The sequence below is a fragment of the Rahnella sp. 1L-D-7-B-C2 genome (assembly GCF_057290995.1).
On the sequence record NZ_JBXAVQ010000016.1, the window covers coordinates 11,716 to 26,367 of the forward strand.

General features: G+C 54.0%; 12 protein-coding genes. 9 read left to right on the plus strand and 3 right to left on the minus strand.

Features of this window, described 5'->3' with window-relative positions; translation table 11 throughout:
* Positions 1-94: 94 nt before the first annotated feature.
* On the plus strand, positions 95-1,669 hold the full coding sequence (gene tyrR, locus AC0Z7K_RS19630) for a transcriptional regulator TyrR (protein ID WP_413528956.1): 1,575 nt from the start codon (positions 95-97) through the stop codon (positions 1,667-1,669).
* 85 nt (positions 1,670-1,754) lie between these two features.
* On the opposite strand, the gene tpx is transcribed toward tyrR, so the two are convergent.
* Positions 1,755-2,258, minus strand: coding sequence for a thiol peroxidase (tpx, locus tag AC0Z7K_RS19635; RefSeq protein WP_122095227.1), 504 nt, complete (start codon positions 2,256-2,258; stop codon positions 1,755-1,757).
* A gap of 137 nt (positions 2,259-2,395) precedes the next feature.
* Here tpx and ycjG point away from each other — a divergent pair, with 137 nt between their 5' ends.
* The 4 genes from ycjG (at position 2,396) to AC0Z7K_RS19655 (ending at position 7,255) form a co-directional block, all read left to right on the plus strand.
* Positions 2,396-3,373 carry an L-Ala-D/L-Glu epimerase gene (gene ycjG / locus AC0Z7K_RS19640; RefSeq protein ID WP_485615569.1) on the plus strand — a complete coding sequence of 326 codons (978 nt, stop codon included), beginning with the start codon at positions 2,396-2,398 and terminating at the stop codon, positions 3,371-3,373.
* A 127-nt stretch (positions 3,374-3,500) separates the two neighbouring features.
* Positions 3,501-5,135 (plus strand): ABC transporter substrate-binding protein, encoded by a 1,635-nt coding sequence (locus AC0Z7K_RS19645; RefSeq protein ID WP_485615570.1) that lies wholly within the window; start codon positions 3,501-3,503, stop codon positions 5,133-5,135.
* Positions 5,136-5,312: 177 nt separating this feature from the next.
* Complete coding sequence (gene zntB / locus AC0Z7K_RS19650) at positions 5,313-6,296, plus strand: zinc transporter ZntB (protein WP_485615571.1); 984 nt, start codon at positions 5,313-5,315, stop codon at positions 6,294-6,296.
* Positions 6,297-6,577: 281 nt separating this feature from the next.
* The gene (locus AC0Z7K_RS19655; RefSeq protein WP_485615572.1) at positions 6,578-7,255 is read left to right on the plus strand and encodes a hypothetical protein; all 678 of its coding nucleotides are present in this window, start codon (positions 6,578-6,580) and stop codon (positions 7,253-7,255) included.
* A 56-nt stretch (positions 7,256-7,311) separates the two neighbouring features.
* On the opposite strand, the gene ttcA is transcribed toward AC0Z7K_RS19655, so the two are convergent.
* The gene (gene ttcA / locus AC0Z7K_RS19660) at positions 7,312-8,238 is read right to left on the minus strand and encodes a tRNA 2-thiocytidine(32) synthetase TtcA (protein ID WP_414064884.1); all 927 of its coding nucleotides are present in this window, start codon (positions 8,236-8,238) and stop codon (positions 7,312-7,314) included.
* A 229-nt stretch (positions 8,239-8,467) separates the two neighbouring features.
* Here ttcA and AC0Z7K_RS19665 point away from each other — a divergent pair, with 229 nt between their 5' ends.
* Both AC0Z7K_RS19665 and AC0Z7K_RS19670 read left to right on the plus strand, forming a co-directional pair.
* Complete coding sequence (locus AC0Z7K_RS19665) at positions 8,468-8,701, plus strand: YgdI/YgdR family lipoprotein (protein WP_056770372.1); 234 nt, start codon at positions 8,468-8,470, stop codon at positions 8,699-8,701.
* Positions 8,702-8,733: 32 nt separating this feature from the next.
* A complete protein-coding gene (locus AC0Z7K_RS19670) occupies positions 8,734-8,961 on the plus strand; it encodes a YgdI/YgdR family lipoprotein (protein ID WP_056770375.1) in 228 nt (75 codons plus the stop codon).
* 172 nt (positions 8,962-9,133) lie between these two features.
* Here the strand turns inward: AC0Z7K_RS19670 and AC0Z7K_RS19675 are convergent, their stop codons facing one another.
* A complete protein-coding gene (locus AC0Z7K_RS19675; protein WP_485615573.1) occupies positions 9,134-10,942 on the minus strand; it encodes a sodium:solute symporter family transporter in 1,809 nt (602 codons plus the stop codon).
* A gap of 241 nt (positions 10,943-11,183) precedes the next feature.
* On the opposite strand from AC0Z7K_RS19675, the gene AC0Z7K_RS19680 reads away from it, so the two are divergent.
* Both AC0Z7K_RS19680 and AC0Z7K_RS19685 read left to right on the plus strand, forming a co-directional pair.
* Complete coding sequence (locus AC0Z7K_RS19680; RefSeq protein WP_485615574.1) at positions 11,184-12,521, plus strand: alginate lyase family protein; 1,338 nt, start codon at positions 11,184-11,186, stop codon at positions 12,519-12,521.
* Positions 12,518-14,650, plus strand: a complete 2,133-nt coding sequence (locus AC0Z7K_RS19685; protein WP_485615575.1) for a heparinase II/III domain-containing protein — start codon at positions 12,518-12,520, stop codon at positions 14,648-14,650. Before AC0Z7K_RS19680 ends, AC0Z7K_RS19685 begins: the two co-directional genes overlap by 4 nt.
* Positions 14,651-14,652 lie beyond the last annotated feature (2 nt).

The following is a 14,652-nucleotide window of genomic DNA, read 5'->3' on the forward strand; positions in this document are numbered from 1 at the left end:
GTCAACTTTTCGTGACAGTCTCTTCTTACGCTGTACACGAAAGAGTATTATGCCACTCAGCGATTTCCGCACCGGCAAATAAAGGTTAACACTGATGCGTCTGGAAGTTTTTTGCGAAGACCGCCTGGGTCTCACCCGTGAACTCCTCGATTTACTGGTTTTACGCAGTATTGATTTGCGCGGTATCGAGATTGCCTCGATTGGCCGCATTTACCTGAACTTTTCCCAACTGGATTTTGATACTTTTCGCGCCCTGATGGCGGAGATCCGCCGCATCGATGGCGTGACTGACGTCCGCACCGTGCCGTTTATGCCTTCTGAGCGTGAGCATCGCGCGCTGCGAGCTTTGCTGGTTTCCATGCCGGAGCCGGTATTTTCCATTGATATGAAAGGCAAAATCGAGCAGGCCAATCCGGCGGCGATGGCGCTGTTCGAACTCGATGAAGAAAAAATCCATACCTACAACGCTGCAAACCTGATCCCCGGTTACAACGTCACGCGCTGGCTGGAAAATGAAAGCACGCAGCCGCACAGCGAACGCGTGGTGATCCGCAGTCAGGATTTCCTGATGGACCTGACGCCGATCCACATGGATGACGAAGAACAAACCGGTGTGATGGCAGGTGCCGTGATTATGCTCAAGTCCGCTGCGCGCATGGGGCGTCAGTTGCAGGATCTTACCGTCAATGACGACAGCGAATTCAATCACATTGTCGCGGTAAGCGGCAAAATGCGTCAGGTCCTGGATCAGGCGCGCAAGCTGGCGATGCTTGATGCGCCGCTGCTGATTGTCGGCGATACCGGCACCGGTAAAGATTTGCTGGCGCATGCCTGCCATCTGCGCAGCGCGCGCGGCAAAAAACCGTTCCTCGGTCTGAACTGTGCGTCACTCCCGGATGACGTGGTAGAAAGCGAGCTGTTCGGCTATGCCGCCGGTGCTTATCCGAACGCGATTGAGGGCAAAAAAGGCTTTTTCGAACAGGCCAACGGCGGCTCGGTGCTGCTCGATGAAATCGGTGAAATGTCACCGAGAATGCAGATCAAGTTGCTGCGCTTTCTTAACGACGGAACATTCCGCCGCGTAGGTGAAGAGCATGAGGTGAAGGTCGACGTGCGCGTGATGTGCGCCACGCAAAAGAATCTGGTGGAGCTGGTGCAGCGCGGTGAATTCCGTGAAGATCTTTACTACCGTCTGAACGTACTCAGTTTGACGCTGCCACCGCTGCGCGACAGGCCGGCTGACGTCATGCCGCTCACCGAGTTGTTTGTGGCGCGTTTCTCTGACGAGCAGGGGATGCCGCGCCCGAAACTCTCTGCGCAACTGGCCAATTATCTGACGCACTATGGCTGGCCGGGCAACGTCCGTCAGTTGAAAAACGCCATTTATCGTGCGCTTACGCAGCTCGAAGGCGGTGAACTGCGCCCGCAGGATATCGTCTTACCAGACTTTGATGCTGAAGTGACGATTGGCGAAGAAGCACTGAACGGTTCGCTCGACGACATCAGCAAGCGCTTCGAACGCTCGGTGCTGACCCGTCTTTATCGTACTTATCCAAGTACGCGAAAACTGGCAAAACGTCTGGGCGTCTCGCACACAGCGATTGCCAATAAACTGCGCGAATATGGTTTAAGCAGTCGTCGTGGTGAAACGGCAGAAGGTGAAGAGTAATTCTTTACCTTCCGGTCGCAGCCAATAAAAAAGCAACGGACTGAGCCGTTGCTTTTTTTATCTGAAAATCTTTTACATCAAGAGATTACTTCAGAACAGCCAGCGCAGACTCATAGTCCGGTTCGGTGGTGATTTCATTCACCAGTTCGCTGTACAGCACGTTGTCCTGACCATCCAGAACAACCACTGCGCGCGCAGTCAGACCAGACAGTGGGCCTTCAGCGATGGCAACGCCGTACTCGGATTTGAAGTCGCCGCCGCGCAGGGTGGAAAGCGTGACCACGTGGGTCAGGCCTTCCGCGCCGCAGAAGCGGGACTGGGCAAACGGCAAGTCAGCGGAAATACACAGCACCACGGTGTTGTCGATTTCGCCAGCCAGCTGGTTGAATTTACGCACGGATGCGGCGCAAACACCGGTATCGATGCTTGGGAAAATGTTCAGGACTTTACGCTTGCCCACGAAGCTGCTCAGGCTGACATCAGAAAGGTCTTTGGCGACCAGTGTGAAAGGCTTGGCGACGTCGCCTTTTTGTGGGATTTTGCCAGCAACGGTTACCGGGTTGCTCTGAAAGTGTACGGTCTGGGTCATGATGTTTTCCTATTTCCATTGGAGTCAAACGGCTTTCAGTTTAGGGTAACAATTGTAGGTTGGATATAGATTATTTGCTAAATAGTTGTATACATTGAATGTATGCCGTCGGGCATTGATCAATTTAGGGAGCCGCTATGAGAAGTGTTCGCTTTTATCCGGAAGCCTGGCCGCTGCACACGGCCTTTGTTATCTCTCGCGGCAGCCGCACCGAAGCAAGGGTGGTGGCGGTAGAAATAGAGGAAAACGGCGTCCGCGGGGTAGGTGAATGTACGCCGTATCCGCGTTATGACGAAAGTGAAGCCTCGGTGATGGCGCAAATCGCCAGCGTGGTCACTGCTATCGAACGAGGCGCGAGTCGCGAACAATTGCAACATTTGCTGCCCGCCGGTGCTGCCCGCAATGCGCTGGATTCCGCACTGTGGAATCTCGAAACCCAAACCAGCGGCCTGAATTTGTGGCAGCTCACCGGCATCGAACCTTTGGCGTCGATCAGCATGGCGCAAACCGTCAGCATCGGTACGCCTGAAGAGATGGCTGAAGCGGCGCTTGGATTGCAGCAAAAAGGCGCGACGCTGCTGAAGATCAAACTCGATGACCGGCTGATCGCCGAACGGCTGGTAGCAATCCGTGCCGCCGTGCCGAATGCGTCATTGATTGTTGATGCCAACGAAGCCTGGCAAAGCGACGGTCTGGCAGAGCGCTGTCAGCTGCTGGCGGATCTCGACATTCTGATGCTTGAACAGCCGCTGCCCGCCGGGCAAGATTCGGCGCTGGAGAACTTTATCCACCCGCTGCCGATCTGCGCCGATGAAAGCTGCCACACGGTGGAGGGTTTGCCTGCGCTTCAGGGGCGTTATGAGATGGTGAACATCAAACTGGATAAAACCGGCGGACTGACTGGCGCACTGCGACTGGCGCAGGAGGCACGTGAGCTGGGTTTCGGCATTATGCTGGGTTGCATGTTATGCACCTCGCGGGCGGTTCGCGCTGCCTTGCCGCTGACCGCCGGAGCAAAGTTTATCGATCTCGACGGTCCTACGTGGCTGGCACAGGACGTCGAACCGCCGATGAAGTTCCACTGCGGTGGGATCGACGTGGCCGGTTCGGTCTGATTTTACGGCGAATGTCGCAGTTTTGTGCGCGGAGGCAACACTGGAGCGAATTCTTATAGGGTATGAATTGAAGAAATGATACAACTCCTTCATTGCTCATAGTTTTTATGAATGTCTGGAGAAATTTATGCCGCAGGGAAAATCGTTTCCGCTTCTCTCATACTCCGTCTGTGCTGTGCTGGTTGCACTGAGTCTCGGTCAGACCAACGCCGCACAAGTGCCTGCCGGTACTGCGCTTGCCGCCAAACAGGAAATCGTCCGCCATATCAAGGACGAGCCTGCCTCACTGGACCCGATAAAAGTCATCGGCCTGCCTGAAGCGCAGGTCGCGCGTGATTTGTTCGAAGGGCTGGTCAATCAGGACGCACAGGGTAAAAGCATTCCGGGTGTCGCTGAAAGCTGGCAGAACCAGAACAATCAGGTATTTCTCTTCACACTGCGCAAAGATGCCAAATGGTCGAATGGCGATCCGGTGACTGCGCAGGATTTTGTCTACAGCTGGCAGCGTCTGGTGGATCCTAAAGGGTTATCAAGCGGTGCGTGGTTTGCCGGACTTGCCGGGATCCAGAACGCAGATGCGATCATTGCCGGGAAAATGCCGGTGGATAAACTGGGCGTCACCGCCGTCAGCCCGACGCAGCTGCGTGTCACGCTCGACAAACCGGTGCCGTATTTTGTCAGCCTGCTGGCCAACTTCAGTCTTTTCCCGGTGCATAAAGCCACGGTGGAAAAATACGGTGAAGACTGGACCAAGCCCGGCAATCTGGTCGGCAACGGGGCGTACGTACTTAAAGAGCGCGTGGTGAATGAAAAACTGGTGCTGGAACCGAATCCGCATTATTGGGACCACGCCCACACGGTGCTGACCAAAGTGACGTTCGTGCCGATTAACAAAGAGTCCAACGCCACTAAACGCTATCTGGCGAATGACATCGATATCACCGAGTCTTTCCCGAAAGATCAGTACAAAAAGCTGATGCACGATATTCCGGGGCAGGTCTACACACCGTATCAACTCGGCACCTATTACTACGCGTTTAACACCCGCCGTGCGCCGACCGACGATGCCCGCGTGCGTCTGGCACTGTCGATGAGTATCGACCGGGCAGTAATTGCCGATAAAGTGCTGGGCACCGGTGAAAAACCAGCATGGCATTTTACGCCTGACGTGACCAACGGCTGGAAGCCGGCCAAAAGTGAAATGCAGCAATATTCTCAGGATGAACTGAATGCACAGGCGAAAGGCCTCTTGGCGGCAGCCGGTTATGGCCCGTCTAAACCGCTGCATCTGACGTTGTTGTACAACACGTCCGAAAGCCACCAAAAGATTGCCATCGCGGTGGCTTCGATGTGGAAAAAGAACCTGGGCGCGGACGTTAAGCTGGTAAATCAGGAGTGGAAAACCTATATCGACAGCCGTAACACTGGCAATTTCGACGTGATCCGCGCCTCGTGGGTGGGTGATTACAATGAAGCTTCGACATTCCTGTCGCTGCTGACGTCCACGCATAACAGTAATATCAGTAAATTCAGCAATGCCGATTATGATAAAGCCATCGCCGACGCCAGCCGTGAAACTAACGACGCACGCCGCAACGCTGACTACAACAAAGCCGAGCAAATCATCGCCGAACAGGCACCGATAGCGCCAATTTATCAGTACACCAACGGACGACTGATCAAACCGTGGGTGAAAGGCTATCCGATTGAAAATCCTGAAGACGTGGCTTATAGCCAGGAAATGTACATTATTAAACACTAATTTCTGACTTTCCAAAAAGATAAAAAAGCGCCGCTGATTCAAGGGCGCTTTTTATTTTTGCGAAGCCGTATAACATGATCACACCCTTGTACAATTTACTGCTGACTTTGGTTTTTGAACTTCAAAGGCTTAACGCTAAACTGAAAAGAATGAACGAATTAAAAAGCGAGGAACGTTGTGGACGTCATTAAGGGAAAAGAACTACAGGTAGCTGACGCCGTTTATGCCTTCCAGCTGGACGGTCAGAGCGGCGTCACTGACATCAGCACGCAGTGTGTCGCGACGGACGAAAAACCTTGCTGGCTGCATCTGGATTACACCCGAGCGGAAAGCGAAAACTGGATAACCAACACGCCTGTCTTACCGGACACCGTGCGCGAGGCACTGGCCGGTGACAGCGTGCGACCGAAAGTCATCCGCATGGGCGAAGGCACGCTGATCACGTTGCGCAGCATCAATCTCAACGCCGATTCACGCCCGGATCAACTGGTCACCATCCGCGTTTATCTCACCGATAAAATGATCGTCTCCACACGCCATCGCAAAGTGTTCTCAATGGAAGAGATGATTAACGACATGCAGCAGGGCAGCGGGCCGAAGAATACCGGCAGCTGGCTGGTGGAAATGTGCGATGCGCTGACCGATCACACCAGCGATTTCATCGAAGATTTGCACGATAAAATCATTGATATCGAAGACGACCTGATGGAACAACAGGTGCCGGAACGCGGTCAGATGGCACTGCTGCGTAAACAGCTGATCGTCCTTCGCCGGTATATGGCGCCGCAGCGCGACGTGTTCTCGCGTCTTTCCAGCGAGCGTTTGTCATGGATGAACGATGATGAGCGTCGTCTGATGCAGGAAATCTCGGACCGCTTAGGGCGCGGACTGGACGATTTGGACGGCAGCATTGCCCGCACAGCGGTGCTTTCGGATGAAATCAGTTCACTGATGGCCGATTCCCTCAACCGCCGCACCTACACCATGTCGATGCTGGCCATGGTCTTCCTGCCGACAACGTTTCTGACTGGCCTGTTCGGTGTCAATCTCGGCGGTATTCCGGGTAATTCATCACATTTGGGGTTTGGGATTTTCTGTGTGTCGCTGGTGGTGCTGGTGGGCGGCGTCGCATGGTGGCTGAAGAAAAGCCGCTGGCTGTAGGGCGGAAAGCTGCCGAAAAAAACAAAAAAAAAGCCGGTCAGAAGACCGGCGTCGTTCGAATCAAAAAGTGCTATGCATTAATTCTAAAAATTTGGAAATAAGACAATATGGAGCACAACGCCCATCGCTTGACGTTGCATTCACCTGCGGAATGGATAGTGCACCGATTCAGCGCTGCTAATGTTGATTTGGCTCAATCTTTTTGAGGTTTCTGTGCTGTCAGCCCGGTCTGTGTGGATTTGTGCCACGCGGATCTCAAAACTTACGATCAGGAGTCTGTTTTGCACACCGGAGAAATGATTCATCAGGCGTATGAAAATACGACCGAAAGGACGCTGAATTTATGGAAAGCTCAGGGAGAAACCGGTGCAGTCAGAACCGACCCCTTCTATCATCCGACCAGACTGGCCATCACCAGCGGTAATCGCGCAGGGGCCGTAATGGCAGGCCTGTTGTCTGATTTAACCACCGCTGCACAGAGCGATAAACGGGCGGATGTCGCCCCGCCAGACGGCATGCATTTTACGTTTTTTGCGATCACTCAGGCGCTCTATGAACGGCCGGAAGACGCCGAAGGTCTCGCCGGGCTGGTGAGTATTTTCGAACAGCACTGTGCCGAACATGTGATGCAAATCAGCGATTTAAAACTTGTCGCGCTGCCCAATCAACTGCTACTGGCCGGTATTCCCGACAGTGAAAGTTTGCGCGTCAGGCAGTCCCTGGTGGAGCATCTGCTGGCAACAAAATGGGCGGGAAAAATTAAAGATCGCTACCCCAACGCTGCCATTCCGCAAATCTTCTGGCACAGCACGCTGCTGCGTTACAGCGCTGAGTTTATGCCTGAACCGCTGCGGGCATTCTTTCGCGAAAATCAGCATAAGAATTTTGGCTCAATCAGCCTGCCTGTAAAACTGGTGATGACTAACTACAACTGGACCGACACGTTTTTTCTTTCCTGAAAAGCAAAAGCCCGCATGAGCGGGCTTTCAAATCTTCACGGCTGTTTCGCGAGATGTTATTTAATTTCCAGCACGTTCAGGCGCTCCACCGGGGCGACGGTTTCATCGTCTTCCGGCTGCCAGCCGACCGGTTGCATAGGAATATCTTCACGATCGAACGCCAGATCCCCGCCGTCAACGACTTCGCCACCGTGCTGGATCCCTTTAAAATCGAAGAGATTCATATCATTGAGGTGTGAAGGCACCACATTTTGCATCGCACTGAACATGGTTTCGATACGGCCCGGATATTTTTTGTCCCAGTCTTTCAGCATGTCGCCGATCACCTGACGTTGCAGGTTTGGCTGTGAACCGCACAGGTTACAAGGGATGATCGGGTATTCGCGTGCAATCGCAAAACGCTCGATATCTTTTTCACGGCAGTACGCCAGCGGCCGGATGACGATGTGTTTACCGTCGTCACTCATCAGTTTAGGTGGCATACCTTTCAGCTTGCCGCCGTAGAACATGTTGAGGAAGAGGGTTTGCAGGATGTCATCGCGGTGATGGCCCAGTGCAATCTTAGTACAGCCCAGTTCCGTCGCGGTGCGGTACAAAATTCCACGGCGCAGACGAGAGCACAGGGAGCAGGTGGTTTTGCCTTCCGGAATCTTATCTTTCACGATAGCGTAAGTATCTTCGGTCACTATCTGGTATTCCACACCCAGTTCTTCCAGATACGCGGGCAGAATATGCGCCGGAAAACCGGGTTGCTTCTGGTCAAGATTAACGGCAATCAGTGAGAAGTTCACCGGTGCACTTTTTTGCAAATTGCGCAAAATTTCCAGCATGGTGTAACTGTCTTTACCGCCTGACAGGCACACCATAATGCGGTCACCTTCTTCGATCATGCCAAAGTCAGCAATGGCTTTACCGACATCACGACGCAGGCGTTTCTGGAGCTTGTCGATGTTATACTTTTCTTTCTGAATTGGACTTGTCACAAATTTCTCTTTCGCAAAATCGCGGCGCACAGGCCGCCAGTGTCTATGCGCAGTAGGGTACGGATTTTGCCGCCTGCTGTCAGGTAGATTTTGTGAAAATCAGGGGTTTTTTGTGCGTATAAAACAGCCAAAAAACTTCCATTTGTCTGAATCTCTCCTGAATGTGAAATTTCTGACTATAGTTAATAGACTCATTGTTAAGTAAAAACCCCAATTCAGGAGGGAAGATATGAAAAGGAAAAACCTTATTGCCGCGTCGCTGGCTGCCGTCTCCATACTTTTTGTTGCAGGCTGCGCATCGAATCAGGCAATAAAAACGACGGACGGAAAAACCATCGTAACGGACGGTAAACCTCAGGTCGATGACGATACCGGTCTGGTGTCGTACAAAAATGCTGAGACTGGTAAAACAGAGCAAATTAACCGCGATCAGGTTAAAAACATGAGCGAGTTGGATAACTAATTTATCCAATCAACGTGACAAAGGAGAGAACGATGAACAGGAAATTGATTCTGCCACTAGCCGCATTAATCAGTGTCGCAGCTTTGTCAGGCTGCACCCGTACCAGCTATGCCATTCAGACGAATGATGCGCGAACCATCATCAGCGACGGTAAACCAAAAGAAGCCGAAACTGGCCTGTTGGAATATACCGATGCTAACGGTGTGAAACAGCAAATCAGTAAAACTGAAGTTAAGCAGGTAACGGAGCTTCCAAAATAATATCGCTTTTTGTCTGTTTTTTCCGACATCTCAACCCGCTGACAAGCGGGTTTTTTTATGGACTTGTACCGCAGACCTGACCCGCGTCCCGCTGAAACAGCCTGGCCAGTGGTAAATAAAAATGCAGAACTTTGCACCGCAAAGCCCTGCATCGTTTTTCTCACCCCCGCAATTACCTCTGCGACGTCACGATTTTCGCTTTATCCGCCGTCGCGGCTTTTTTTGCATTGGCAGCAGACATGCCTTTCTCCGCACTGTGATGTAAGAACCAGCCAAAGATCAGAATCGCCAGCGCGCACAGCAGGAACAGGAATCGTCCCCACAGCGGGTTCGGTACCAGCACCATCAGCAGTAAACCGGCACCCATGTACATCGAAATACGTCCGATTTTATCGCGTTGCAGCCGGTCGAACTCATCCTGTTCGTTATCGGCATATACCGGTGTTTCCATATCGATGAAGAACTGTTTGCGCTGCGCTTCGCGTGCGGTATTGGCTTCGCGGTAAAACAGGCGGGTCAGACAGAAGAATCCGCCGGTGAATACCATGTGCGCGAAAATGTTCCACATGATCGCCACGTCCAGCAATTCACGCGCAGTCAGCGTGATACCGAGAAGGTGGGCGACGTCCGGCGCGGTAAACACGTTGGCAACTACATATGACACGCACAGCCCGAACAGTACGGTGGCCCAGCCCGCCCAGTCCGGCGTTTTCCGGATAAATACGCCAAGGAAGAGGGGCACGACAATCGGCGCCTGCATCAGCGTGCCGACTTTCATCATCAGATCGAAAAGGCTGACGGTCTGCATCGTGTGCATGTACTGCGCGACCAGGATCACCAGCACACCGTTCACCACGCAGGCTATCTGTCCGACGCGCAGCTGATACTTGTCGCTGCGCGCGCCGTTACGGTTGACGATCGGCGTCCAGAAGCTGCGCACAAAAATCCCCGAGTTACGGTTCAGGGCGCAATCCATGGAGGACATCGTTGCGGCAAACAGTCCGGCCATCAGCAGGCCAACGGTGCCGAGTGGCATGGCGCGTTCTGCAAAAATCAGATACACCGCATCGGTAGCGTTTTTCCCCAACTCAGGGTGTGCGGTGGCGGCGTCCGGATACAGAACGGCGACCGCCCAAGGCGGGATGAACCAAATCAGAGTACCGACAAACATCAGCACCAGCGCGAACAACGCCGCTTTTTTGGCATTGAAACTGTCTTTGGCATTCAGAAAACGATAGGAATCCTGAAGATTATTGATGCTTTGCACGTTCTTGATGAAGAAGAACAGGAAGCAGGCCACCAGCAGTGAGATGTAATGTGGCCCGACGTCCGGCCCGGTAAAGAAGCCTGACGGGAACTCGGTCACCAGTTTGACCGGTCCGCCGACCTTAAACAGCGCCACCACCGCGCAGGCAATCGAAATAATCGCCACCACCAGCGTCTGCACAAAATCACTCGCCACCACGCCCCATGCGCCGCTCAGTAATGAAATCACCAGCACCACCACGCCGGTTACCCACAGCGTGAGCGTGATGTCGTGCTTGAACACCGCGCTGGCAAATACCGCCAGACTGTTCAGCCACACACCGGCACTCAGAATACTGAGCGGGATAATCATCCAGGTGAAAAACTGTTCGTTACCTTTGCCAAAGCGGTGGTTGATGGCCTCGGTGGCCGTATCGACCCGCAGCTGGCGAAAACGCGTGGCGAACCACCACCAGGCGATGAGATAGCCGAAAACGTTACCCGCGAACACGCTGACCACGTTGAAACCGTAGCGGTAGGCCTGCCCGGCGGCGCCGGTGAAAGTCCAGGCGCTGAACTGGATCATGAACGCCGTTGCGCCAACCATCCACCAGAGCATTCGCCCGCCGCCGCGAAAATAGTGGCTCGAGGAGCCGGACGCCATCTTTTTGAAGGCATAACTGATAGCAATCATTAAGACGAAGTAACCGATCATGACCAGAACATTGATATCCATTGTCGTTACTCTCTCATTTGTAGGTGAGGTATTTTTGGTTATGTATTGAGCAAGAGTAGAAGAGACTAATGGAATTAAAAGTCCGACAAATAAGAAATGCTTAGTTTGTTATCGATTTGTGAAGTCGGTCACTTGCTGGGCAATTTGTGGCTTTTTCAGCCAATTCTGACTGGCGCTTATGAGCGTTCGTTGCTTTATTAGTAGTACTAAAGAGAACGAAACCGTTGTAACCGGAGAACGCATGACGTTATTTAAGTGCCGTACCGTTGAGGTGAAACAGCTAGCTGCAGCGTTAATTATGATGTTTGGCAGCGCGGGAGCATTCGCCGCTGAACCGGCATTTCTCAATACCGCCCAAATGGAAGTGGTGCGCCAGCAACTGCACAACAATACGGCTGCACCGCAGACCTCAGACGCATACCGTCATCTGCTGGCGGCCGCGGATTCAGCGCTAAACAAGCCCAATCTCAGCGTGACCGACAAAGGTATGACGCCACCCAGCGGTTCGAAACACGACTATCTCAGCCTGAGCGCGTACTGGTGGCCGGACGACAGCAAACCCGATGGTCTGCCGTGGATCCGCAAGGACGGGCGCGTCAATCCGGCCAGTAAAAACGATCAAAGCGATGGCGTAAGGCTGGCGGATTTTACCGCGCGGGTGCAGAACCTGACGCTGGCCTGGTATTTCTCCGGTGAACAGAAATACGCCGATAAAGCAGCCAGCCTGCTGCGTGCCTGGTTCATCACCCCGGAAACGCGCATGAATCCGAATCTGAATTTTGCGCAGGGTGTGCCGGGAATTTCGCCCGGTCGCAACGCCGGTGTGCTGGATGGCCGCTATTTCTCCACGCGCATTGTGGATTCACTGGTGTTACTGCGCGGTAATCCTGCGTGGAGCGACAACGACGAACAGCAACTCCACGCGTGGATGACCGACTATCTGCACTGGCTTCAGGGCAGCAAAATCGCGAAGAAAGAAGGGCGCACCGAGAACAATCACGGCAACTGGTACGTGACGCAGGTGTCGGGCATCGCGTGGTATCTCGGCGCTAAAGCCGTGATCCGCGATATGGCCACGCTGATGAAAAGTAAGCTCGACGTGCAGCTTAAGCCCGATGGCACGCAGCCTGCCGAACTGGCGCGCACCCGTTCTTTCCATTACAGCTATTTCAATTTGCAGGCGGTCAGCATGATGGCGGTGCTGGCGCAGAAAAACGGTATCGATCTTTGGCACTACAAAACGCCGCAGGGCGGCAGTCTGCTGACCTCGCTGGATTTCATGGCGCGGTTCACCGATCCGACCGTGACGTGGCCGTATAAAACCATCGACCAGATCCGCGTTCGTCCGCTGCCACTGCTGTCCTGGGCAGATAATTCTACCGGCCAGCTGCGCTATCAGCAGAAGATCCGTAGTGCGACCTTCACAGTGCCGCCTGCGGATAAAAGTAAAAAAATGGCCGGTGGCTATCACGAAGACGTAACACGCGGCGCGGTGATGGAAGCCGAACGCGAAACCTGGCTGCTTTCGCTACCGTCATTTGCCACGGGTTACGTTGCACCGCAGGAGAGTGGAAAATGAGTCACTGGCAGCCGTTACTGATATCCGTTGCCGACGCTGAAAAACTGCGCGGGCAGATGGATGCTGATTCCCTGCTGGGCGCGGCGCTGCGCGAGCAAATCCTCTCGCTGGAACGTTATATGGCGCAACCGCAGAGCATTCCCGGTCACGGTGAAGCGGGGGGCTCCGAGCATACACGGCACAAGCAAAACTACCTTTATATCAATCTGGCAGGGCGGTTGTTCCTCATTACTGGCGAGGCGCGCTACCGCGATTTCGCGCTGGCGTTGCTGACCGGTTATGCCGACATTTTTCCTTCGCTCGGCAGCGCTGTCAGCAAAGACAGCAATGCGCCGGGACGGCTTTTCCATCAGACGCTCAATGAAAATATGTTTTGGCTGTACGCCGTCGAAGGCTACCACTGCCTGATCCCATCGCTCAGTCAGGAATCCTGCGCGCACATTGAAAACAATCTGTTTCGCGTGATGGCGGATGATGCGCTTAACCGCCACAGCAAGGATTTCGATATCGTGCACAACCATGGCATCTGGTCGGTGGCGGCGGCAGCTATCAGCGGTTATGTGCTCGGCGATTTATCACTGGTCGAAAAAGCGCTCTATGGCATGAAGGGCGACAGCGAAAGCGGCGGATTTTTTGCCCAACTCCGCCAGCTGTTTTCACCGGACGGTTACTACATCGAAGGGCCGTATTATCACCGCTTTGCGCTGCGGCCTTTACTGTTGCTGAGCGAGGCGATTGAACGCCGTCAGCCGGAATTACAGATTTATCAGTTCCGTGATCAGATCATCCGTAAAACCTGCGAAGCGCTGATGCAGACCGCTTTCCCCGACGGGACCTGGCCTGCGCTCAACGACTCCTCCAAAACCATTAATATCCGCGATGACGGCGCAGTTATCGCCGCCAGCGTTTGCTATCACCGCTATCTGCATAACCCGCAGTGGATCGCCGTCGCCCGGCAACAACGGACCGTTTGGGTCAGCCCGGCGGCGCTGGCATTATCCGCGGCATTGCAAAGCACGCCGCCGCAACTCTGCAGTTGGGGAAGCGTCGAACTGCGCGACGGGCCGGAGGGCGCGCAGGGCGGTCTCGGAATATTGCGCAGCACAGATCAGGACATGGCGCTGATGTGGTACGGCCAGCACGGTAGCATTCCGCGCCTGCACTCGGCGCTCAATCACGGGCATTTCGACGGCCTGCACCTCAGCCTGTTCAACCGTGGCCGTGAGTTTTTACGCGATTACGGGTTTGGCCGCTGGGTGAATGTCGAACCCAAGTTTGGCGGGCGCTACATTCCAGAAAACAACAGCTACTGCAAACAGACCGTCGCGCACAACACCGTGGTGGTGGATAAACAAAGTCAGCATGGCGGGCAAAGTCTTGAAGCCGAAAAACGCTGGGGCGAACGCCATTTCTTCGTCACAGACAGTCCGGTCGGACAGGGAATGAGCGCGCGACTGAATGACTATTATCCCGGCGTGGCGCAGCAGCGCAGCGTGCTGATGCTGGATTTACCGGAGCTTGGCTCGCCGCTTATCGTCGATGTGTTCCGCCTGACCAGCCAGCAGCCGCATTGTTACGATTATTGCCTGCATCACCTCGGTCAGTTGGTGCGCAGCGACGTGGTGCTTGATGTCGCGAAAGTACTGAAACCGCTGGGCGACAGCCACGGGTATCAGCATCTTTGGGACTGCGCACGCGGCACGGTGGCGGCGGGAGACTCGGCGTTATTCAGCTGGCTCGACGGTGAGGGTTACCGGACGCTGGTCAGCGCCTTTCCTGAGGGCGGCGAACTGATCGTGGCCCGCACCGGCGCCAGCGATCCGCATTTCAACCTTCGCAATGAACCGGCGCTGATACTGCGTACTCACGGTTCTAATGCCATTTTTGCCAGCGTGTTTGAAACACACGGTTATTTCGATGAAGCCACCGAAACTTCACTCGATGCGCGTGGCGACGTCACAAGCGTCAGCGTGGTCAGCCACGATGATCAGCAAACTGAAATTAACATTCTCTTCACGGAAAACCGGACGCTGAACGTCCGCATCAATAACCGCGCCGCGCCGACAGCGGAAAACGCTTTCAGCGTGGTGTGGCAATCCGTTTCACCTCTGAACATCCCTGAAAAATGAAG

Excerpts from the sequence above, each read along its gene's own strand:
- AC0Z7K_RS19645 (WP_485615570.1), top strand. The coding sequence starts at position 3,501 with ATGCCGCAGGGAAAATCGTTTCCGCTTCTCTCATACTCCGTCTGTGCT.
- AC0Z7K_RS19685 (WP_485615575.1), top strand. The coding sequence starts at position 12,518 with ATGAGTCACTGGCAGCCGTTACTGATATCCGTTGCCGACGCTGAAAAA.
- AC0Z7K_RS19665 (WP_056770372.1), top strand. The coding sequence starts at position 8,468 with ATGAAAAGGAAAAACCTTATTGCCGCGTCGCTGGCTGCCGTCTCCATA.
- tpx (WP_122095227.1), bottom strand. The coding sequence starts at position 2,258 with ATGACCCAGACCGTACACTTTCAGAGCAACCCGGTAACCGTTGCTGGC.
- AC0Z7K_RS19680 (WP_485615574.1), top strand. The coding sequence starts at position 11,184 with ATGACGTTATTTAAGTGCCGTACCGTTGAGGTGAAACAGCTAGCTGCA.
- ycjG (WP_485615569.1), top strand. The coding sequence starts at position 2,396 with ATGAGAAGTGTTCGCTTTTATCCGGAAGCCTGGCCGCTGCACACGGCC.
- tyrR (WP_413528956.1), top strand. The coding sequence starts at position 95 with ATGCGTCTGGAAGTTTTTTGCGAAGACCGCCTGGGTCTCACCCGTGAA.
- AC0Z7K_RS19675 (WP_485615573.1), bottom strand. The coding sequence starts at position 10,942 with ATGGATATCAATGTTCTGGTCATGATCGGTTACTTCGTCTTAATGATT.
- AC0Z7K_RS19670 (WP_056770375.1), top strand. The coding sequence starts at position 8,734 with ATGAACAGGAAATTGATTCTGCCACTAGCCGCATTAATCAGTGTCGCA.